Origin of the sequence: Microvirga sp. 3-52 (assembly GCF_018383585.1) — a bacterium.
Classification (GTDB): Bacteria; Pseudomonadota; Alphaproteobacteria; order Rhizobiales; family Beijerinckiaceae; genus Microvirga.
This window is the reverse complement of record NZ_JAHAMK010000012.1, coordinates 17,063-37,912: the sequence shown is the minus strand read 5'-3', so window position 1 is coordinate 37,912 and position 20,850 is coordinate 17,063. Positions and strand designations below refer to the sequence as shown.

At 63.1% G+C, this 20,850-nt stretch carries 21 protein-coding genes and 1 pseudogene; 9 read left to right on the top strand and 13 right to left on the bottom strand.

All coding sequences use genetic code 11. The annotated features are described in order from the left end of the window. The first annotated feature begins 51 nt into the window (after window positions 1-51). Entirely contained in the window at window positions 52-231 is a 180-nt protein-coding gene (locus tag KHP60_RS11565; RefSeq protein WP_213564108.1) for a hypothetical protein, read from the top strand. A 4-nt stretch (window positions 232-235) separates the two neighbouring features. On the opposite strand, the gene KHP60_RS11560 is transcribed toward KHP60_RS11565, so the two are convergent. Then, the gene (locus tag KHP60_RS11560) at window positions 236-1,339 is read right to left on the bottom strand and encodes a patatin-like phospholipase family protein (protein WP_213564102.1); all 1,104 of its coding nucleotides are present in this window, start codon (window positions 1,337-1,339) and stop codon (window positions 236-238) included. Window positions 1,340-1,473: 134 nt separating this feature from the next. On the opposite strand from KHP60_RS11560, the gene KHP60_RS11555 reads away from it, so the two are divergent. Continuing rightward, a complete protein-coding gene (locus KHP60_RS11555) occupies window positions 1,474-2,205 on the top strand; it encodes a dienelactone hydrolase family protein (protein WP_213564100.1) in 732 nt (243 codons plus the stop codon). Between the two features lie 25 nt (window positions 2,206-2,230). Here KHP60_RS11555 and KHP60_RS11550 read toward each other — a convergent pair whose 3' ends face one another. Next, window positions 2,231-2,932: a winged helix-turn-helix transcriptional regulator gene (locus KHP60_RS11550; RefSeq protein ID WP_213564098.1), complete on the bottom strand. Its 702-nt coding sequence runs from the start codon at window positions 2,930-2,932 to the stop codon at window positions 2,231-2,233. Window positions 2,933-2,995: 63 nt separating this feature from the next. On the opposite strand from KHP60_RS11550, the gene KHP60_RS11545 reads away from it, so the two are divergent. From KHP60_RS11545 to KHP60_RS11535, 3 genes are read left to right on the top strand one after another with little or no spacing between them, the layout of a single operon-like run. Then, window positions 2,996-3,427, top strand: a complete 432-nt coding sequence (locus KHP60_RS11545) for a VOC family protein (protein WP_213564096.1) — start codon at window positions 2,996-2,998, stop codon at window positions 3,425-3,427. 28 nt (window positions 3,428-3,455) lie between these two features. After that, window positions 3,456-3,935: an SRPBCC family protein gene (locus tag KHP60_RS11540; RefSeq protein ID WP_213564094.1), complete on the top strand. Its 480-nt coding sequence runs from the start codon at window positions 3,456-3,458 to the stop codon at window positions 3,933-3,935. A 30-nt stretch (window positions 3,936-3,965) separates the two neighbouring features. Then, window positions 3,966-4,385 carry a DoxX family protein gene (locus KHP60_RS11535; RefSeq protein WP_213564353.1) on the top strand — a complete coding sequence of 140 codons (420 nt, stop codon included), beginning with the start codon at window positions 3,966-3,968 and terminating at the stop codon, window positions 4,383-4,385. 154 nt (window positions 4,386-4,539) lie between these two features. On the opposite strand, the gene KHP60_RS11530 is transcribed toward KHP60_RS11535, so the two are convergent. Continuing rightward, window positions 4,540-6,231: a sensor domain-containing diguanylate cyclase gene (locus tag KHP60_RS11530; RefSeq protein WP_213564092.1), complete on the bottom strand. Its 1,692-nt coding sequence runs from the start codon at window positions 6,229-6,231 to the stop codon at window positions 4,540-4,542. Between the two features lie 241 nt (window positions 6,232-6,472). On the opposite strand from KHP60_RS11530, the gene KHP60_RS11525 reads away from it, so the two are divergent. From KHP60_RS11525 to KHP60_RS25180, 4 genes and pseudogenes are all read left to right on the top strand, one after another. Next, window positions 6,473-6,937 carry a DUF4126 domain-containing protein gene (locus KHP60_RS11525; protein ID WP_213564091.1) on the top strand — a complete coding sequence of 155 codons (465 nt, stop codon included), beginning with the start codon at window positions 6,473-6,475 and terminating at the stop codon, window positions 6,935-6,937. Beyond that, on the top strand, window positions 6,934-8,313 hold the full coding sequence (locus tag KHP60_RS11520; RefSeq protein WP_213564090.1) for an FAD-containing oxidoreductase: 1,380 nt from the start codon (window positions 6,934-6,936) through the stop codon (window positions 8,311-8,313). Before KHP60_RS11525 ends, KHP60_RS11520 begins: the two co-directional genes overlap by 4 nt. A 151-nt stretch (window positions 8,314-8,464) precedes the next feature. Continuing rightward, window positions 8,465-8,680, top strand: coding sequence for a hypothetical protein (locus KHP60_RS11515; protein WP_213564083.1), 216 nt, complete (start codon window positions 8,465-8,467; stop codon window positions 8,678-8,680). 77 nt (window positions 8,681-8,757) lie between these two features. Continuing rightward, window positions 8,758-8,962: pseudogene (locus KHP60_RS25180) on the top strand (O-methyltransferase); the annotation flags it as partial. Window positions 8,963-9,076: 114 nt separating this feature from the next. On the opposite strand, the gene gyrB reads toward KHP60_RS25180, so the two are convergent. The 10 genes from gyrB to mutM all read right to left on the bottom strand — a co-directional run bounded on the left by gyrB (window position 9,077) and on the right by mutM (window position 20,674). After that, a complete protein-coding gene (gene gyrB / locus KHP60_RS11510; RefSeq protein ID WP_213564081.1) occupies window positions 9,077-11,503 on the bottom strand; it encodes a DNA topoisomerase (ATP-hydrolyzing) subunit B in 2,427 nt (808 codons plus the stop codon). 190 nt (window positions 11,504-11,693) lie between these two features. Continuing rightward, window positions 11,694-12,308: a LysE family translocator gene (locus KHP60_RS11505; RefSeq protein ID WP_213564079.1), complete on the bottom strand. Its 615-nt coding sequence runs from the start codon at window positions 12,306-12,308 to the stop codon at window positions 11,694-11,696. Window positions 12,309-12,341: 33 nt separating this feature from the next. Then, window positions 12,342-12,671 (bottom strand): DHCW motif cupin fold protein, encoded by a 330-nt coding sequence (locus KHP60_RS11500; RefSeq protein ID WP_213564077.1) that lies wholly within the window; start codon window positions 12,669-12,671, stop codon window positions 12,342-12,344. Between the two features lie 11 nt (window positions 12,672-12,682). Then, on the bottom strand, window positions 12,683-13,846 hold the full coding sequence (gene recF, locus KHP60_RS11495) for a DNA replication/repair protein RecF (protein ID WP_213564075.1): 1,164 nt from the start codon (window positions 13,844-13,846) through the stop codon (window positions 12,683-12,685). A 252-nt stretch (window positions 13,847-14,098) separates the two neighbouring features. Beyond that, window positions 14,099-15,217 (bottom strand): DNA polymerase III subunit beta, encoded by a 1,119-nt coding sequence (dnaN, locus tag KHP60_RS11490; protein ID WP_213564073.1) that lies wholly within the window; start codon window positions 15,215-15,217, stop codon window positions 14,099-14,101. Window positions 15,218-15,375: 158 nt separating this feature from the next. Continuing rightward, a complete protein-coding gene (gene dnaA, locus KHP60_RS11485; RefSeq protein WP_249688710.1) occupies window positions 15,376-16,827 on the bottom strand; it encodes a chromosomal replication initiator protein DnaA in 1,452 nt (483 codons plus the stop codon). 830 nt (window positions 16,828-17,657) lie between these two features. Continuing rightward, window positions 17,658-17,924 carry a 30S ribosomal protein S20 gene (gene rpsT / locus KHP60_RS11480; protein WP_213564069.1) on the bottom strand — a complete coding sequence of 89 codons (267 nt, stop codon included), beginning with the start codon at window positions 17,922-17,924 and terminating at the stop codon, window positions 17,658-17,660. A gap of 174 nt (window positions 17,925-18,098) precedes the next feature. After that, on the bottom strand, window positions 18,099-18,887 hold the full coding sequence (locus tag KHP60_RS11475) for a TSUP family transporter (RefSeq protein ID WP_213564350.1): 789 nt from the start codon (window positions 18,885-18,887) through the stop codon (window positions 18,099-18,101). A gap of 6 nt (window positions 18,888-18,893) precedes the next feature. Next, window positions 18,894-19,667 (bottom strand): enoyl-CoA hydratase, encoded by a 774-nt coding sequence (locus tag KHP60_RS11470; RefSeq protein ID WP_213564061.1) that lies wholly within the window; start codon window positions 19,665-19,667, stop codon window positions 18,894-18,896. Between the two features lie 113 nt (window positions 19,668-19,780). After that, window positions 19,781-20,674 (bottom strand): bifunctional DNA-formamidopyrimidine glycosylase/DNA-(apurinic or apyrimidinic site) lyase, encoded by an 894-nt coding sequence (mutM, locus tag KHP60_RS11465; RefSeq protein WP_213564059.1) that lies wholly within the window; start codon window positions 20,672-20,674, stop codon window positions 19,781-19,783. Window positions 20,675-20,850 lie beyond the last annotated feature (176 nt).

The window sequence follows — 20,850 nt, the reverse complement described above, 5'->3', positions numbered from 1 at the left end:
TCCGTCCCGACGTTCGACAGCGAGAAGCGTCATGGCGAAAGGACAATAGCGATGAATATCGAGGATCAAGTGCGCGAGGCCATCGTCGCCGAGCTGAGGCGCCAGTCGGAGGCGGGACAGCAGGGTCTTCGGGTCAAGTCCACCGAAGCCGAGATGATCACTATCGAAGCACGCGTCAATCTTGACGAACTGACCATGGCGGTGGTGGGATCGTTGGCCGGAGGCCCTTGATCCCTCAAGCGGTTTCCGCCGCAGCTCCGAGTTCTGCCGATAAAGCTTCCTGCTGCGGATCCAGGGCCAAGTAGCGGAAGCGGCGCCGGGTTCCGGGCGCATCATCCAGGAGCGCCAGACCCTTTTCCATATCGCGCTTTCCCGCGGCCCAGCGGTCGTGGATCGAGGAGGGCGAGTAGTCGAAGGCCTTGCCAGCCCGCTCGTCGCTTCCTGCGTAATAGGCCAAGTGCAGCAGCGTGGCCGTGGGACCATCGGGCTCCCATCGATCTCGCAGGGCAAATTCCCGCTCGAGCGCCTTCAAGGTCCGCCGCGTGGGGCTGGCGAAGATGAGATCGTTCGCCCGCTCCGCCGTTGAATCGAGCGAGCCCGGACGCGACGCCTGCAGGCTGAACAGCTCGACGGCGATGCAGGTGAAGTCCTGGTTCATCGGCTCGGCGAAGGGCACGTCGAGGGGCAGGTTGTTGGTGTAGCCCGGATCGCACAGCAAGCGCCCGTCGATCTCGATGGGCGGGAAGATCGGCGTGATGGCGGAGCTTGCGAGGAAATGCTCGGGCGTAAGCGTGTCGCGGGTCGTATCGAAGAGAACATCGTCTCCAGATTCCAGGTCGACGCAGCCGACGGTGAGTCTGATGCCGCCCCGATTGAGCCTGTCGAAATCGACGAGCCGCTCCAAGGTGCGGCGTAGGGGGGTATGGTCATAGAGAGCGACGTCGTCCGGCATCCAGGGCAGCATGGACAGCATGCCGGGATAGCGGTGCCCGAACAATCCGGGCCGCCCGAACAGGAGGGCAGTGATGGTGTGGAGCTCGTTGTAGGTGTGCCTGATTTTCGAGCCGCGCCCCAGCAAACCCGGCGAGCGGATCATGGCCTCGTCCCAAAAAGCTTTGAGCCGGGGCAAGCGATCCTCGGGAGCGTTCCCGGCGATGATCGCGCCTGTCACCGCCCCAATGGATCCGCCGACGATCCATTGGGGATCGATTGCCTGCTGCAGCAGATGCTCGTAAGCGCCGGCCAGATAGGAGCCGAGCGCATTGCCTCCGCCGAGTACGAGGACGAGCGGCTGCTCCTTGGCCAACTTCTCTCGACCGAACTTCGAAGACGGGGTCATCGTGAATGCCTCGACACGGCAACGGGCGCCGCCGGTTTGAAATAGCGCTCCTATGCGGTCATAGGAGAGGGCAGGAAACGCCCGCCTCCGGTGAGGGTTCGGAGGACGGGCAGCGCACATGCGAGGAGAGAATCTTGGCAAAGCAGGACATTTCGATTCGGACAGATGACGGAACCGCCAAGGCAGGGCTGTTCCACCCGGGCCATCAGCCTATGGCGGGCGTCATCCTCTACATGGATGCTTTCGGCCCGCGCCCCGCGCTCGATAGGATGGCTGAGCGCCTCGCGTGTGAGGGCTATCTGGTACTCGTTCCCGATCTCTTCTATCGCTTCGGCGACTATGGTCCCTTCGATGCCAAGACGGCGTTTTCCGAAGAGCCCACGCGTCGCGTGCTGCGAGGCATGATCGATGGCACGAGCCAGGACATGACCCGGCGCGATTCGGCCGCGTTTCTTGCTGCATTGACGGAGGCAGGTGCCACAGGCCGGATCGGCACGGTTGGCTATTGCATGGGCGGAAGCCGCGCCATCCATGCTGCTGCGGCCTATCCCGATCGTATCGCTGCTGCTGCGAGCTTCCATGGCGGACGTCTTGCGAGCGATGCGCCGGACAGTCCGCATCGTCACGTGTCCACGATCAAGGGACGCGTCTATGTGGGCAGCGCGGGCGTCGACGGCAGTTTCCCGCCGGAACAATCGGGCCTCCTGGCAGAGGCGCTGCGCCGGGCCGAGATCGATCACATCATCGAAAATTACGTCGGTATGGCCCATGGCTGGGCGGTCTCCGACCACAGCGTCTACGACGAGGGCGGAGCGGAGCGGCATTGGAAGCGCCTGCTTACCGTACTCGATGAGACGCTGCGATAGTTCACTGCCGCGCGACTGAAATCTCTCAGGCGGGCTTCGAAGCCTTCGGCGGCAGCGGGAACAGGCGCACGAATTTCTGCGCCAGCGCGCGATCGCCCTCGACCTGGAGCACGCCCGCCTGTTCCAGCGCCTCCAGCGGCTGACCGCCATAAATCGCACCGGCGAGCACCGACGGCGCTCCTGTCAAGATCAGGTTGGCGCCGTCGAGAGGGCCGCGGGCAATCTCGAGCCGTCTGTCGGCCAGTCGGGCGAGGAACGTCTCCTCGCCCAGATGAAAACCGATCCACGCGTCCATATCCTTTGCCCGCTCCGCGTTGAACATCGTCCTCAAGGACAGCACCAAGGACGCCGTGCTGAACGGCAGGCTCGGGTCGTGCGCAGGCGAGCGCGCCGCCCAGCGGCCGAGCGCTTGAAAGATCGGCTCGCTCTCATATCCCCATTCCGTGAGCTCATAGACCTGCACCGCCGCAGGCGGGGGCAACTTGCGCCGCACGAGAACGCCGGCCGCCTCCAGCCCCTCGAGGCGCTGGGTAAGCACGTTGGCGCTGATGCCGGGCAGGCTCTCGCGCAGGTCGCTGAAGCGCTTTGGCCCCAGCATGAGCTCTCGCATGACCAGGAGCGCCCAACGTTCGCCGACGAGGTCGAGGGCATGAGCCGTCGCACAGGCGTCCTCATAATGGCGCTTGGAGCGGCTGTCCGACTCTTCAGTTAGTTTTTTTAACTTCATAGTTGCTATCAATAACTTTTCGTGGAATCGTTGTCAAATCACAAGCCCGGAGGGAGAGTCCCAATGTCCAAAATGATCTTCGTGAACCTGCCCGTCGCCGACCTGCCCAAGTCCATCGCCTTCTACGAGGCCCTGGGCGCGGTGAAGAACGAGCAGTTCACCGACCATACCGCTGCCTGCATGGTCTTTTCCGAGACCATCCATGCGATGCTCCTGACCCATGACAAGTTCCTTCAGTTCACGCCGAAACGGATCGCCAACGCCAAGGAAACCACGGAAGTCCTGATCTGCATGTCCGCCGAGAGCCGCGATGAGGTCGACGCTATCGCCAGCCGAGCGGATGCTGCAGGTGGAAAGATCGATCCTAGCCCGAAGCAGGATTACGGCTTCATGTATGGCCGCAGCTTCGAGGATCTCGACGGCCACATCTGGGAGGTCATGTGGATGGATGTCTCGGCAGCCAAGGAGGCCATGAGCGAGACGACCGCAGCGTGAACGCGAAAGGTCAAAGGGAGCGAAGACAATGACCAACCAGACTGCCGCCAATCATGAACTTTCGATCACGCGATTGATCCATGCTTCGCCTGAGATCGTCTACAAGGTTTGGACTGAGCGCACCGGCGAATGGTGGGCTCCGCGCCCCTACACCACACCAGTGGTCGATTTCGAGCTTCGTCCCGGGGGCCGCGCCTACACCATGATGCGCTCGCCCGACGGCACCGACATGCCTCATGAAGGCGTATTCCTGGAAATCGTACCCCATCGCAAGATTGTCGTGACCGATGCCTTCAGGCAGGGGTGGATCCCGCAGGACGCCTTCATGGTTGCGACCATCACCCTTGAGCAAGAAGGCTCCGGCACCCGCTACACCGCCCGCGTGCAGCACTGGAGTGAAGAGGCCATGAAGCAGCACGAGCAGATGGGCTTCCACGAGGGCTGGAGCATCGTCGCAGGACAATTGGCCGAACTCTCCGAAATCCGACCGGTATCCTCTGCGGCTTGAATCATCGAAGGAACGAAATGAATGAATACGATGTCTTACGCAGCAACGGCACAAGCCGAAACCAGGAGCAGCGCAGGTGTCTGGACAGGACGGGCTCTGAGCGGCCTCGTCGTCCTGTTCCTCCTGTTCGATGGAGCGATCAAGCTGGTGCCGCTTCAGGTGGTAATCGACACGGTGACCCCGCTCGGCTGGCCGGCCGATCCCGCCCTATGGCGCGCCCTTGGCGTCGTGCTCATCGCGTCCGCTCTGCTCTACGCCGCTCCGCGCACATCGGTCCTGGGAGCCATCCTGATCACCGCCTATCTCGGTGGCGCGGTTGCCACCCATATGCGCATCGGCAGTCCGCTGCTCAGTCACACGCTGTTCGGTGTCTATCTCGGAGTCGCTCTGTGGGCCGGACTCTGGCTGCGCGACCCGCGCGTGCGGGCGCTCCTGCCGCTCATCCGCTGAAGTCTCACCGAACATCTTGTCGAAGAAACGACGGCGGTTTGCCTTAGCAATGGCCCGCCCGGTCATGGAGGCGCTGCTCAAGATGGTCAAGCTCGACGCGGATGCACTCGAGAGCGCCTATCACGGCTCCCCGGCAGCCTGACGAATTGATTGTTCAGGCAACGGCGGTGGCGAGTTGGATCTGCAGCCCGTCGATGACGACGCGGTTTCGTCCGGCCGCCTTGGCCTTGTAGAGAGCGCCGTCCGCCCGTTCGATGACATCCTGAATGTCCCGGTCACCGGGTTGCGCCATGGCACCGCCGATGCTGATGGTGACGGTCAGTCTCTGCTCCTGATGCTCGATCAAAAGAGCTTCGATTGCGCGGCGCAGGTCCTGGGCAATGATGATGATCCCGTTCGCATCCACCTCATGCACGAGGACGATGAACTCCTCGCCGCCGAAACGTGCGATGATGTCGGAGGATCGCAAGGCCTTCGTCAAGGCGGTTCCGACGGCCTGGATCACGGCATCGCCGGCGGCATGCCCGTAGGTGTCGTTGACCTTCTTGAAGAGATCGATGTCGAGGAGCAGTACGGCCAGGGGGCGTTCATGGTGCCGATGAAGGCTGAAAACATCGTCGGCCAGAAGACTGAAGCCACGGCGGTTGAGAAGGCCGGATAAGGCATCCGTCTCAGCCAGCTGACGAAGAGCCGTTACGTCCTTTTCACGTTGCGAGGCAACCTCGATCACCTGCTGCTCCGCCGCACCGGCTCGCCGGAGAAGGGAGCGGAGCGCCGCCGAGAGCCTGATGATCTCCGAGGATCCCACCACCCGAGGAACCTGGGAAATCGTCGGATCACGACCGATCTTGTCGGCGGCCTGGATGATTGCCTGCAACGGGCGGGCAACGCCTTTTGCGATGAGGAGGGCGCATATCAGTCCGGCGAAGGCGATTGCGCATCCCAGGCCGATGATCGTCCAGACGATTCCCTTGGTGGCGGCGAAGGCGATGCTGTCGGGCTGACGGGAAACCACGATCCAGTCGAGGCCCGGATATTCCTTGTAACCGGCTGCAACGGCATAGCCGGTCAGCATCGCCTCGGGCCCGGAGACATCCTCGAAGGCGCCTGTCTTGGCCTGACGCATCGCACGGACCTTCTCGTCCGGGAACGGCTTGCTGCCGATACTCGGTCCGAGGAGCATCGTCCCATCGCCGGAGAGGATCCAGATCGATTTTCCGTCAGGACGCGACTGGCCGCGAAGAATCGCCTGACGCCGTTCATCGGCCCAGGTCCAGCTCAGATGGGCGCCGACAACGCCGATGACGCGGCCGGTCTCGTCACGAACGGGCGCCGCCACATCGACGAAACGGAACGGCTCGTTGTTCGGCGCGGGACCCAGAAGAGCGGCGAGGAGCTTGGCCTCGTGCACATCGCCGACAGCGGGCCCCTTCAGGCCATCCTGGAACCACGGGCGCGCTTGGACGGATTGACCCTCCAGCATGCCTTGCGTCGCGGCCCGGACCGTTCCGTCCGGCGTCGCGTACCCGATCCAGGCGTAGTCGGGATAGGACGTCCGCAATTGCTCGAGCACCTGCCGGATCACGGCTGGATCGCCCGTCCAGATATTCTTCAGGGGCGGCATGGCGGCCAGGTTCCGGACTTCCCGGTAGCGTTCGAACATGCCGCGATCTAGGATGCTCGTCGTGAGCGCCGCATCATGGGCCTCGTTATTCATCACGATCTGCCGGACCCGGCTCTGGGCGATATAGGCAGCTCCCACGGCAAGCACGCATACGAGTGCCAGGCACAGCACGCCTACGAGCAGGGTGACCTGCTGCCGAAGCGACCAATGCCGCATTGCCATAATGAGTGCCGTCCCTGGAACGATGAGAAAATTCGGATGCCGAGCTTTATAGAGGCGATGTATCTTTGTGTCATCCATCGAGCCAGATGGTTAAGGTTGTTCTGTCCGGGCTTTGCAGGCCGCCAAGATCTTCTAGGCGCGAATCGTTCGAGGCGACGGTGGTGACGCTCGATGCTATTCCGCATAGGATTGAAAAAGGCATTCCCGCCATGCCAAGCTTAAGCAAATAGCGGGGAGAGCGATGGTCGTTTATGTGTTGGCGCTCCTGATCGGAGTGATTGCCGGCTTGCGTGCGATGACGGCTCCCGCAGCCGTCAGCTGGGCCGCCTCTTTCGGCCTCATCAATCTTGAGGGAACCTGGCTCGCCTTCCTGGGCTATCGCTTCACCCCCTGGATCATGACGGTTCTCGCCATTGGCGAACTGATCGGCGATCAACTTCCCACTACGCCCAGCCGCAAAACGCCGCTCCCCTTCGCGACCCGGATAATCGTCGGCGGCCTGTGCGGGGGAGCGATTGCCGCGCAGAGCGGTTCCTTCCTGGGCGGGCTCGTTGCCGGAGCTGCGGGTGGAGTCATCGGCACGCTCGGAGGGGCGGAAGGCCGGGCACGCCTGGCAACCGCCTTCGGCAAGGATCGTCCCGCAGCTCTGATCGAGGACGCCGTCGCGATCCTCGGCGCCGCGCTGATTATGGGAGCGGTACCATGACACTTCGTTTCGATGCCATCGTCGTCGGCGCCGGACAGGCCGGCCCTTCGCTCGCCGGGCGGTTGATTGCGGCGGGCATGAAGGTCGCCATCATCGAGCGCAAGCTTTTTGGCGGAACCTGCGTCAATACCGGCTGCATGCCGACAAAGACGCTGGTCGCGAGCGCTTATGCGGCGCATCTCGCCCGAAGGGGGGCGGATTACGGCGTTTCCATCGCGAGCCCTATCGCCATCGACATGCAGCGGATCAAGGCGCGCGCCGACACGGTCTCGACCAATGCACGCACAAATCTGGAGACCTGGCTGCGCAGCATGGATGACCTGACCGTCATCGAAGGTCATGCCCGTTTCGAGGGACCTGGCACGATCCACGTGGGAGATGAAGTGCTGACCGCACCGCGCATCTTCCTCAACGTGGGTGGCCGGGCGAGCATTCCCGACATGCCAGGCGTCGATACGGTTTCCTATCTCACCAATACCTCGATCCTTCAGCTCGATTCGCTTCCGCGGCATCTCGTCGTGGTGGGCGGCAGCTATATCGGGCTGGAATTCGCACAGATGTACCGCCGCTTCGGCACACAGGTGACCGTCGTCGAAAAGGGACCGCGTCTGATCGCCCGTGAGGACGAGGACGTATCGGAGGCCATTCGCGAAATCCTGACCACTGAAGGGATTACCGTCCGCACCAACGCCACCTGCATCGGCTTCAAGCCGCACGCGGACGGGGTAGCCGTCGATGTCGACTGCACCGCCGGCGAGCCGGTCGTGGTCGGCTCGCATGTGCTGCTCGCAGTCGGGCGCCGTCCCAACACGGACGATCTCGGTCTCGACAGGGCTGGGGTCGAGGTCGATGCGCGAGGTAATATCGTCGTCGATGACACGCTTGCAACCAGCGCGCCTGGCATCTGGGCTCTGGGCGATTGTAATGGTCGTGGCGCCTTCACGCATACGGCCTACAACGATTACGAGATCGTGGCCGCCAATCTGCTCGACGGCGCGTCACGGCGGGTCAGCGACCGGTTGTTGGGCTATGCGCTGTACATCGATCCGCCGCTCGGCCGTGTCGGCATGACGGAGACCGAGGCGCGCAAGACGGGCCGCAAGCTTCTCGTCTCCAAGCGTCCGATGACACGGGTCGGACGCGCGATTGAGAAGGATGAAACCAGGGGCTTCATGAAGATCGTCGCCGATGCCGACACGAAGCAGATCCTCGGTGCTGCGATTCTCGGAACAGGCGGGGATGAGGCGATTCATGGCGTTCTCGACATGATGAATGCCGGTGTGAATTACCCGACCTTGCAATGGGCCGTGCCGATCCACCCGACCGTCTCGGAGCTGATCCCGACCGTTCTCGGCGACCTGAAGCCCTCCGTTTGAGGCGAATGTAGGCCCACCCTCTCCCTATCGAATCGAGCGCATTACGGAATTGTAATTCTCCCGCAATGCAGCGGGCGAATGGCCACGCCTACCGTGGTCCTGCGAGCGTAGACCCTTTCATTGCTGTGACGGTTCATACGGAGGATCACGGATGACGTCGGACCAGGAGCTCAAAGGGCAAAGAAGTGCGACGCTGTCTCCCTTGGATTTGAAGCACATCAGGGAGGCCGTGGGCGAATTGCGCGCCGCGAGTCCGAATAGCATTCTGGCGGACCTCGTCGAGGAAAAGATCCGGGCGCTTGAGGCTGAGGATCCAGGGCTGCAGTTCGGCTCTGCACCCTCGCAGAAGCGGCGGATCTTCAGTTAGAAAGAAGACCACACCAGTCTCACATCCAGGCTTCGATTGAACTCAGGAAACACCGACTGGACAATAAAATCACGGCGGTGCTTGATCTCTGGAAAGATCTCTATGTGCCCTGCCTGGAAGCGTTCTACCCTAAGCTCAATCCCGGCGATCATCGTGGCCGACAACATGCTGCGCCTTGGAGGCGGAGATGTGAGACGTTACGGCAAAGCCATCCGCGCCAAGCCTAGAATCACGAGCGTACGGTTGCCCATTGGGATAGGGCTCGAGATCTGCTGCTTTGAACTCGGTCAAGGTGAGAGGCCGGTTCGAGAAAAAGGCGAAGCAGTTCGTCAAACTGCTTCGCCTTCTGATTTTTTGCGTTTTCGGTGGCGCTGTACGGGTCAGCGCCACTTGCGATCAGACGTCCAGATTCGCCACCGAGAGGGCGTTTTCCTGGATGAACTCGCGGCGGGGTTCCACCACGTCGCCCATGAGCTTGACGAAGAGATCGTCGGCGTCAGTGGTATCCTTCACCTTCACCTGCAGCAGCGAGCGCACGTCGGCATCGAGAGTCGTCTCCCAGAGCTGCTGGGCGGTCATCTCGCCGAGACCCTTGTAGCGCTGGAGCTGCAATCCCTTGCGTCCGGCGGCAAGCACCGCATTGAAGAGCGAGAGCGGACCATCGATCTGCATCTCGTCGTTCTTGCGCACGAGCTTCGCCGGTTTGGCATAGACGTCCTGCAGGGTATTGGCGCGCTCGTCGAGCTTCTTGGCTTCCTGGCTGGCGATGAGCGCCTGATCGAGGGTGGCGGTCTGCGTCACGCCGCGCACGGTGCGCGAGAAGACGTACCCGCCCTCGTGAACCTCACCGGTCCAGCCGCGTTCGAGTTCTTCCGAGATCGCATCGAGACGCTGGGCGATATAAGCCGCAGCGGCAGGACCGCGGTCGGGATCCTCGACCACATCAGGACGCAGGGCGCCTGCGATCGCCGCCTGCTCCACCGCCTTGCGGTTATAGCGCGTATGCAGGCTGTTCAGCACCTGCCGCACGAGGCGGGCCTCGTCGATCAGGCCTTTCAGCTGATCCCCCTGGAACTCCACGCCGGTTTCGAGCCGCAGGGCAGCGGCATCAATGCCGGCATCGATGAGGAAGTCTTCGAGCGCGCGCTCGTCCTTGAGATAGATCGCCTGCTTGCCGCGGGTCGCCTTATAGAGCGGCGGCTGTGCGATATAGAGATAGCCGCGGTCGATCAGCTCCGGCATTTGCCGGAAGAAGAACGTGAGGAGCAGCGTGCGAATGTGCGAGCCGTCCACGTCCGCGTCCGTCATGATGATGATGCGGTGGTAGCGCAGCTTGTCGAGGTTGAACTCCTCGCGGCCGATGCCCGTGCCGAGCGCGGTGATCAGCGTGCCGATCTCCTGGCTCGACAGCATCTTGTCGAAGCGCGCGCGCTCGACGTTGAGGATTTTTCCGCGCAAGGGGAGTACCGCCTGAAAGGCGCGGTTGCGGCCCTGCTTGGCGGAGCCGCCGGCGGAGTCGCCCTCGACGAGCAGCAATTCGCACTTCGACGGATCGCGCTCCTGGCAGTCAGCCAGCTTGCCGGGAAGCGACGCAATGTCGAGCGCTCCTTTCCGGCGGGTGAGTTCGCGTGCCTTGCGTGCAGCCTCGCGCGCGGCAGCGGCTTCCACCACCTTGCCGACGAGCGTGCGGGCCTCCTGCGGATGCTCCTCGAGCCAGTTGTTGAGAGCCTCGTTCATCACGTTCTCGACGGCGGGACGCACTTCGGACGAGACGAGCTTGTCCTTCGTCTGCGACGAGAACTTCGGATCGGGGACCTTCACGGACACGACGGCGGTCAGGCCCTCGCGGCAATCGTCACCGGTGAGCGAAACCTTTTCCTTCTTTGTCAGGCCGGAGGATTCCGCATAGCCGTTGACCTGGCGCGTCAGCGCCGCGCGGAAGCCTGCGAGGTGCGTGCCGCCGTCGCGCTGTGGGATGTTGTTGGTGAAGCAGAGCACGTTCTCGTGGTACGAGTCGTTCCACCACAGGGCAACTTCGACCCCGATGCCGTCCTTCTCGGAACGGATGAGGATCGGCTGCTGGATCAGCGGGGACTTGGCGCGGTCGAGATAGCGCACAAAGGCCTCGACACCGCCCTCGTACATCAGCTCCTCACGCTTGTGCTCCGCGTGGCGCTTGTCGGTAAGGATGATGCGCACGCCCGAGTTCAGGAAGGCGAGCTCGCGCAGGCGGTGCTCCAGCGTGGCGTAATCGTACTCCACCATGGTGAAGGTTTCCGTGGAGGCCAGGAAGGTCACTTCCGTGCCGCGCTTGCCCTCGGCGTCGCCGACGACGGCCAGAGGCGCAACCGCATTGCCGTGACGGAACTCGATCTCGTGAGCCTTTCCGTTGCGATAGATGCGCAGCTTGAGCCAGCTGGAGAGCGCGTTCACCACGGACACACCCACACCGTGCAGGCCGCCGGAAACCTTGTAGGAATTCTGGTCGAACTTACCGCCTGCGTGCAGCTGGGTCATGATGACCTCGGCTGCGGAAATGCCTTCGCCCTGGTGGATGTCGGTGGGGATGCCACGGCCGTTATCGGTGACGGTCACCGAGCCATCCGCATTGAGCGTAACGGTAACTTCCGTTGCGTGACCGGCGAGCGCTTCGTCGATGGCGTTGTCGACCACCTCGTAGACCATATGGTGCAGGCCAGAGCCGTCATCGGTATCGCCGATATACATGCCCGGCCGCTTGCGCACCGCATCAAGGCCCTTGAGCACCTTGATCGATTCCGCGCCATAGGCGTCGGCATTCGCGTTGATAGCAGGTTCGGCCATTTGGGATCCTTCAAGACGCGCGGAAAGGACAGGCGCGCCAGGGTTTTGATTCGTCAGATCAGATATTTAGTAATGATTGGTTGAAATTTCACCCCCACGCGCCTACGCGCGCGTGAAAAGGGGCAGAAAATCCACCAAAAACCGCCGAATCGGTCTGACGGGGTGCCCCCTGGCCGCAGGACGCCGGACTTCAACGCGATGCGACGGCCGCCGCCGCGCCAGCCAGCAGGGCGCCTGTGGTGCGGTTGAGGATCCGGATTGCCTTCGGGGTCGTGAAAAGCTGCCGGGCGTGGGCGGCGAGCACGATATAGCCGGTAAAGACCACGCCCAGTACGCTCAAGGTGGCCACCACCAGTTCCGCAAAGCCCAGCACAGTGATCCGGGTGAGATCGAGGATGGTGGGCAGGAGGGCCAGGTAGAAGACGATGGTCTTCGGATTGCCCAAGGTCAGGGCGAGCCCGCCGAGCAGAAGCTTGGCCGGATGCTCGGTTCCTGCCTCCGCCGTCACGTCCTTGGCCACGGCGGGCGCCGTCCAGATCTTGTAGGCGATGTAGAGCAAATAGGCTGCACCGGCATATTTGATGACCAGGAACACCTCGTGGAAGGCCTGGGCGAGAGCCGCGAGACCGAGGATCGCGAAGGTCAGCCAGACCACGTCGCCGAGCGCCACGCCGATGCTGAACGCCACCGCTTCCTTCGGACCGCGGCCCAGAACCCGCGCCACGATGGCGGCGATGCCCGGTCCCGGCGAGGCCGCGGCGATGAAAAGGGCCGAGGAGAAGAGCAGGAGGCCTGCGAGATCCATGGCGGATTCCTCAAAGGTATTCAGGACGCCACTTTAATCTACGATGAAGAGCTTGGCACCTTGGATAGTTTTCGAGCGGTGCGGCTCCGCACCGTCGGCTACCTGATAGCTCTGGCCTGCCTTGAGGGTGAAGACGCGGCCATCGTCGAGTTCGGTGAGAAGCTCGCCTTCCAGCACGAGCAGGATATGGCCTTTGCTGCACCAGTGATCGGCGAAATAGCCAGGCGTGTATTCGACCATGCGGACGCGGATGTCTCCGAAGCTGCGGGTGCGCCATATGGCATGACCGGTTTCGCCAGGGTGAAGGGTCGGCTCGATGTCGGACCAATCCGTCATACCGAAGGGAATGTCTGACATCTTCATGGCTCGTCCCTTTACGATGGGAATTCTGAAGGAAGTATCTGGCCCGGCAAGACCTGCAGCACATCGGCCCGGCCTTCCAGCTCGGCGAAGAGGCTGGGATCGGCACCCGTCATCCAGACCTGTCCACCGAGAGATTCCAGTGCCGCGAAGAGACCGGCCCGCCGTCTGGGGTCGAGGTGGGCCGCCACCTCGTCCAGCAGCACGAAGGGCGCAATGCCGCTCATGCTGGCCACGAGCTGCGCATGGGCGAGCACGAGGCCGATGAGCAGCGCCTTCTGCTCGCCGGTGGAGGCCGTGTTGGCTGGAATGTCTTTTGGGCCGTGGCGCACGAGCAGGTCGGAAGCCTGGGGCCCGAAAAGGGTGCGTCCGGCAGCCCGGTCGCGCGGTCGGTACTCGCGCAGGATCGCCCGGTAGCGGTCCTCAGCATCGACGGCCGGGAGCGTCGCCACCAGGGTGTCGAGATCGCCCTCCAGGCCCATCGTGGCGAAGGGGAAGGGGGATTCCTCCTCGCGGGTCTCCAGGATCAGGGCCGCGAGGCGCTCGACCGTCTCGCGGCGGGCGGCCGCCACCGCGATGGCGAGCTCCGCCACCTCCCGCTCCAGCGCATCGAGCCAGAGACGGTCGTCCGGGTTCTCCTCCAGCACGCGGTTGCGCGAGCGCAGCGCCCGCTCGAGGGCGTTCACCCGCGTGCCGTGCTCCGCATCGACCGCGAGCACGAGACGGTCGAGAAAGCGGCGCCGGTCGCCGGCCGGTCCGCGGAAAAGGGCGTCGAGATCGGGGGTCAGCCAGACGATGCGCAAGTACTCGGCAAAGGCGGTGGGCGAGGACGCCGGCATGCCGTCGATGCGGCAGACCCGTGAGGCGCGGGAGCCTTCATTCTGGTGCTCGATGCCGGTGCCGAGCCGGTGCTCGCCGTAAGGCGCATCGAGCGTGACGGACACGGCGAAGGAGCCTGGTCCGCCCTGGCGCGCGATCTCGGCCAGTTCCGCCCGCCGCAGGCCCCGTCCGGGCATGAAGAGAGAGATCGCCTCCAGCACATTCGTCTTGCCGGCCCCGTTCTCGCCGACGAGCGCCACGAGCGGGCGCGAGACGGTGAGGTCCAGGCTCGCATAAGTGCGGAAATCCTGAAGGATCAGACGAGCGATTCGGGAGGCTGCAACGGGTGAGGAGGACATGCGCTCCCTTCATTCAGGAGCGGGCGCGAAAGATCAAGCATTGGCATGGCCAATCCGGGACGGATTGCTGTGATGCGTCTCCGAATCCAACTCACGCGCCGTTATGGTCGGTCCGGTCCCGGCCATCCCGATAACGAAGAGCGTTGCGCCTCAACAAACGTCATCACCGGCACAAGGCCGGTGATGACGTGATTTCGAACCCAGTCCCGGATCGTCGCTGCGCTCAGTCCGGGACGACGAGCGCTGAAGCGGTTACACCCGCATCGGCATCAGGACGTAGAGCGCGGAGGCGCCTTCGCGATCCTGGACGATGGTGGGGGAGCCGGGATCGGCGAGCTTGAACAGGGCGGTGTCGCCGTCGAGCTGGGCCGTGATATCGAGGAGATAGCGGGCGTTGAAGCCGATATCGATCGGCGTCGCATCGTAATCGACCTCGATCTCCTCCGTCGCGCTGCCCGAATCCGGATTGTTGACGGTGAGCGTCAGGCGGCCGTCGTTGAGCGCAAGCTTCACCGCGCGGCCGCGCTCGGACGAGATGGTGGAGACGCGATCCACGGCTTTGGAGAAGTCGGCGCGCTCGACCACGAGAACCTTGTCGTTTCCGGCGGGAATGACGCGCTGGTAATCGGGGAAAGTCCCGTCGATGAGCTTGGACGTCAGAACGACGCCGTCGAAGGTCAGGCGCACCTTGGCGGCGGACAATTCGACGGTGATGCTCTCAGAGCCGTCCTCCACGAGCTTGACGATCTCGGCCACAGCCTTGCGCGGCACGATCACGCCGGGCATGCCTTCCGAACCTGTGGGAGCCGGGATTTCGACCCGGGCGAGGCGGTGGCCGTCGGTGGCCACTGCACGCATGACGACGGAGCCGCCCGCATCGATCGTGTGGAGATAGATGCCGTTGAGGTAGTAGCGCGTCTCCTCCGTGGAGATCGCGAACTGCGTCTTCTCGATCAGGCGCTTGAGATCGGCTGCAGGCAGCGTGAAGCGGTGCGGCAGGTCGCCGGCGGCGAGATCCGGAAAATCGCTCTCCGGCAGGGCCTGCAGCATGAAGCGCGAGCGCCCGGACCGGATCTGCATCTGGCCCACATCGGCGGTCATCTCGAGCGAGACCTGGGCGCCGTCCGAGAGTTTGCGCACGATGTCGTAGATCATGTAGGCCGGAACGGTGGTCGAGCCGGCTTCCGTGATCTCGGCGGGGATGGTCTCCGTCACCTCGATGTCGAGGTCGGTAGCCTTGAGACGAAGTGATCCTTCGCCCGCGCGCAGCAGAACATTCGACAGGATCGGAATGGTATTGCGGCGCTCGACGACGCGGTGCACATGCCCCAGCGCCTTCAGCAGAGCGGCGCGCTCAACGGTAACTCTCATAACCTAGCACCTGGTTTCGGTGAAATTCTTGGCTTAGCCCGCGAAGGACCAGACTCGGGCGGGATAAGCAGGGCAGCAAGATTGGCTTTTGTCGCCCGAGAAAGCAAGGCCGGGCTTTGCCCGGCCAAGATCCGCCCTTTGCGGCCCGGATTCGAGGCTTACTCCTGCAGCATTCGCTTGAGGAGTTCGACCTCGTCGGAGAGGGCGTGATCTTCGCCCAAGGCCTTCTCGATCTTGCGCACCGCATGGAGCACCGTGGTGTGATCGCGCCCGCCGAAGCGGCGTCCGATCTCGGGAAGGGAGCGCAGGGTCAGCACCTTGGACAGGTACATGGCGATCTGGCGCGGGCGCACCACGGCGGCGGTACGGCGCTCCGAGAGGATGTCGGAGCGGGAGACGTTGTAGCGGGAGGCCACCAGCTTCTGGATGTCCTCGATCTTGACCCGCTTGGGCTCGCGGTTGCGCACCAGGTCGCGGATCGCGGTCTCGGCTGTTTCCAATGTAATAGCGGAACCGGTGAGCGTCGCATGGGCGAGCAGGCGGTTCACTGCGCCTTCCAGGTCACGTCCGTTGGCCGTGATGGCGCGGGCCACATAGGCGATCACATTCGGGCCCACCTCGAAGGAGGGATGGATCGTCTTCACGGCCTCGACCCGGGTGGTGAGGATCGAGGTGCGCAGGGCCTCGTCGAGAGCGCTGACCTCGACCACGAGGCCACCGGCAAGGCGCGAGCGGACGCGCTCGTCGAGGTTCTCAAGATCCGCCGGCGGACGGTCGGCGGCGATCACGATCTGGCGGCCAGCATCGATGAGGGCGTTCAGTGTATGGCCGAATTCCTGCTGGATCTGCTTGCCTTGAATGAACTGCACGTCGTCGATGATGAGTAGGTCGATGCCTCGAAGGCGCTCCTTGAAGGCCAGCGACGTCTGCGCCTTCAGGGATGCAACGAAGCCGTACATGAAGCGATCAGCCGTCAGGTAGATGACGCGACGGCCCTGAGCGCGCACCTCATGGCCGATGGCATGGAGAAGATGGGTCTTGCCGAGGCCGACACCCGCATGGAGATAGAGCGGATTGTAGATCGCCTGGCCGTTCTGGGCATGGGCGACCCGGTCTGCCGCCGCATGGGCGAGGGCGTTTGAACGACCGACGATGAAGCTCTCGAACGTGAGGCGGGAATCGAGTGGCGCACCGCCGAGGTCGCCGTTCTCGCCACGCTCATCCTGATGAGCGGCCCCCGAGGGAGCTTTTATCTCACCGGTCATGCTCGGCATTGCCATCGATGCGGTGGGAACTGGACGGGGCGTTTCACTCGCCCGGCGCTGGGCCGCGGGATCGCGTCCAAGAGTGTTGCGCACGCCGATGGAGACGCGCTCCACGTTGCCGGCCTCGGAGCGATAGACCGTCAGCACCCGGTCGGCATAATGGGATTCGATCCAGCTCTTCAGGAAGCGGGTGGGAACGGTGAGATAGGCGCAGCCCTCGATCACCGAATCCAGTTCCAGGCGTCCGAACCAGCTCGCGAAGATATCCTCTCCCAGTTCGGCCCGGAGACGGCGCTTGACCCGTGCCCATACGTCCGATGCCGTTTGTTCGCCCGGAGCCTCCATGCCGTTCTCGCTGGGAGCGGCAAAGGTGCGGTGATCTTCGCTGCGATACATCAATGTTCCTCCACGAGGTTCCGCCTTCATTAAGGTCGGAAACCCCCACGCATGACCCATTTCGGACACCAAGGCACAAATGCCTCACAGGTTATCCAAAACGTGGCGCCCCCAATTGTACTAAAGATTATCTGAACGCTTTTAAGTGGAGACGATCGCTGACTGTCGTCTCCTTTGTCTTCACTCAAGGTCTATCAAGTCTACCTCTCGGTAAAGGATGAGCCTTCGCTTGCTTCCTGAGAGAATGAAACAACGACTTATCCCCGCACATGGTGTCTTTAGTTCTGGCTTTGAGTGAATGACTTCGCGGCGAACCGTTGAAGCGAATTGACCTTACACAGGGTACGGGATGGCGTGCAATACGGCCGAGTCGAGTCGCAAGCGCTGGCAAGCCACTTGCTGGGTTCACAGCCTCGTCCACAGGTTTTGAATCTGAGCTTTAAAGTCCTGACTCTTCAACTGATTCACTGTTCCATCACAGCCTGTCCGCAGGCCTGAAAAAAGAGTCTTTCCGCAACCTTGATTCAGAACCGATTCGCCTCGACTCAGGAGGTGATTCTGATGCTTCGCGATGCTTTGCCTGCTAAGCTCTTGAAGAACCTGAGTGTTTTATGTGCGTTTTGAATCTGGGCTGTGGAGCTTTCACCCGGCCGGTCGGGGATAAAGTCAAGCTGTCGTGTGGATAAAATTCCGGGGCGGAATCGAAGCCCAAATACGAAAAAACCCGGCCGCGAGGCCGGGTCTGATCGACGATGAAAAGTCAGCCGTGGAGGCTGCTTTTAAGCGCTCAGCGTCTTGATGCGGCTCGCGAGGCGCGAGACCTTCCGCGACGCGGTGTTCCTGTGCACGATGCCCTTCTGAGCGGCGCGCATCATCTCCGGCTCGGCGGCACGCAGGGCGGCCGCGGCCTCAGTCTGATTGCCAGCGGCGATCGCCTCTTCGACCTTGCGGACGAAGGTCCGCATCCGGCTGCGACGCGACTTGTTGATCGCGGTGCGCTTCGCGATCTTGCGGGTCATCTTCTTGGCGGACACGGTGTTGGCCATGGCCCATCCTCGTTCTTTAAAAATCCCGATGCGCCAAGCTCAAGCTCGTCGAGAGCTCCGGCAGCGATCGGTTGATTGCATGGAAACCGAAGAGCCCGCGGGACGCGCGGGCTCATGTGAGGCGGCTTATAGACGCGAAGGCTGCGAACGTCAACGTCCGCAGGCCTTTGCGCGTCAAAAAAGCGCCCGAAGGGCCTGTCGCCACGGATTGGCCGGGTCGAGAAGGAGCCTGAGTGCCATGAGGCTCGACACCAGAACCAGGAGCGGGCGGATGATCCGGGAGCCCAGATGCATGGCAAGCCGCGATCCGGCCTGTGCCCCGATAAAGGAGGCCACGGCCATGACGAGCCCGACCGGCCAGACTACCGCACCGGTAGAAGCATAGAGAAGGAGACTGCCGAAATTGCTCGCGAAATTGACAAGCTTGGTATGGGCAGTCGCCTTCACCACCCCGTAGCCGAGGAGGGTCACGAAGGCGAGCATATAGAAGGAGCCCGCGCCGGGCCCGAAGATGCCGTCATAGAAGCCGATGGCGACCGGCGCCGTGAGGCCGAAGGCCAGGGCCGTCATCCGGGCCTGGGCATCCCCGTCGTTCATCTTGCGCGAAAGGGCGAAGTAGAGGGCCATCGCGATGAGCAGCAACGGAACCAGCACTTCGAGCACGGAGCGGGGCAGGAACTGCACACACAGCGCTTCCGCGACGCTGCTGAAGAAAGCCACCAGGGTGAATCCCCAGGCCTTGCGCCACTCGATCAGCCCCTTGCGTCCGAAGGTATAGGTGGCGGAGGCGGCGGCAACCGAGCCCTGCACCTTGTTCGTAGCGATCGCCTGGGCCGGATCGAGGCCCGCGAGCAGGAGGGCGGGCACGGTCAGGAGCCCGCCGCCCCCGGCAATGGAATCCACGAAGCCAGCAAGAAAGGAGACGGCCGCGAGGGCCGCGATCATGTCGAAGCCGATGTCGATCACGTCTTACTGGTTCTTGAACTCGGCCGCGCGCTTCCCAACGAAGGCCGCCATGCCCTCCTTCTGGTCGGCTGTGGCGAACATGGCGTGGAACAGGCGCCTCTCGAAGCGAATGCCCTCGGAGAGGGAAACCTCGTCCGCGCGGTTGATGGTTTCCTTCGTCATCATGGCGATGGGAAGCGACATGGACGCGATGGTCTCCGCCGTCTTCATGACCTCGCTCATGAGATCCGCGAGCGGCACGACCCGGGCGGCGAGGCCGGAGCGCTCGGCCTCCTCGGCGCCCATCATGCGGCCGGTCAGGCACATTTCCATGGCCTTGGCCTTGCCGATGAGCCGGGTCAGGCGCTGCGTGCCGCCCATGCCCGGCATGACGCCGAGCTTGATCTCCGGCTGGCCGAACTTCGCGTTGTCGGCCGCAATGATGAAGTCGCACATCATGGCGAACTCGCAGCCGCCGCCGAGCGCAAAGCCCGCGACCGCCGCGATCATCGGCTTGCGCCGGCCCGACACCTTCTCCCAGCCCGAGAAGAAATCGGCCATGTAGGTATGCGGATAGGTAAGCTCCGTCATCTCCTTGATGTCGGCGCCGGCGGCAAAAGCCTTTTCCGAGCCGGTGATGACGATGCAGCCGATGCTCGGGTCCGCTTCGAAGGCATCGAGGGCTTGGTTCACCTCGTTCAGCAGCGCCGAATTCAGGGCGTTCAGGGCCTGGGGTCGGTTGAGGGTGATCAACCCGACCTTGCCGCGGGTCTCAACGAGAATCGTCTCAAAAGCCATGCCGGCGTCTCCTCATCGCTCGATGGGACACCGGTAGGCGAGGCTTTCAGGCACGGCAAGCGAAAATCGGGAAGCCTTCCCTTCGCCTTTGGGCAGAGTGATGGATCGTGGTCTCAGGCGCGGGAGCGCTTCTGGCATTCCGGGCAATAGAAGGTGGAGCGTCCGGACTGCACGAGCCGCGCCACCGTTCCGGGGCAGGCCGGGGTCGCGCAGGGCTCTCCCTCGCGGTCGTAGACCCGGAAGGAATGCTGGAAATAGCCGAGGGATCCATCCACCTGCGCGTGGTCGCGGAGGGTCGAGCCGCCTGCCTCGACGGCCTCGGTGAGCACGTCCCGGATGATGTCGGCCAAGAGGTGTGCCTTCTCAGTTGGCTTTCCCTTCTTCGTCACGAGCGAGCCGGCCGGTGCCTCCGGATGAAGGCCTGTGCGGAACAGGGCCTCGCAGACATAGATGTTGCCGAGGCCTGCGATCAGGCGCTGGTCGAGGAGAGCGGCCTTCAGGGGAGTGCGCTTGCCTTCGAAGAGCCGGGCGATGGTCTCCCCTGAGAGTTCGTTGCCGAGGGGCTCGATGCCCATGCCGGCAAAGTGCCTCGACGCCTCGATCTCGGACCTGGGCACCAGATCCATGAAGCCGAAGCGGCGGGTGTCATTATAAGTGACCGTGGCCCCGTTGGAGAGCTGGAACACCACGTGGTCGTGGGTGCCCAGGCCCCCATGCTCGTGGTGGAACTCTCCCGGCATGCGGGTGGTGCCGCCTTGGGTCACCAGGAAACGCCCTGACATCCCGAGATGCATCACCAGCACCTCCCCGGAGGCGAGGTCGGCGAGGAGATACTTGGCTCTTCGGCCCAAAGCCTTGATCTCCTGGCCTTCCAGGCGCTCTGAGAACCGTTCGGGGAAGGGGAAGCGCAGGTCGGGCCGGCGCTGGGCCACTTTGGTGAAGCGGGCGCCGACCATGGCGGGCTCAAGGCCGCGGCGCACGGTTTCGACTTCGGGCAGTTCGGGCATCAACCATCTCTCGGCTTCTTGAGACCTCTTACATAGCCATCCGGTCCCGCTTCCGCTATGGATCGCCACACTAGTGCATCGTGCGGAAAAGTGGATCCGGTTTTCCGCGCCAACGATGCGCGCTTCGAAGGGTGGGGCATCGGATGGAACCCAAAAGTGCAATCCACTTGTGGGTC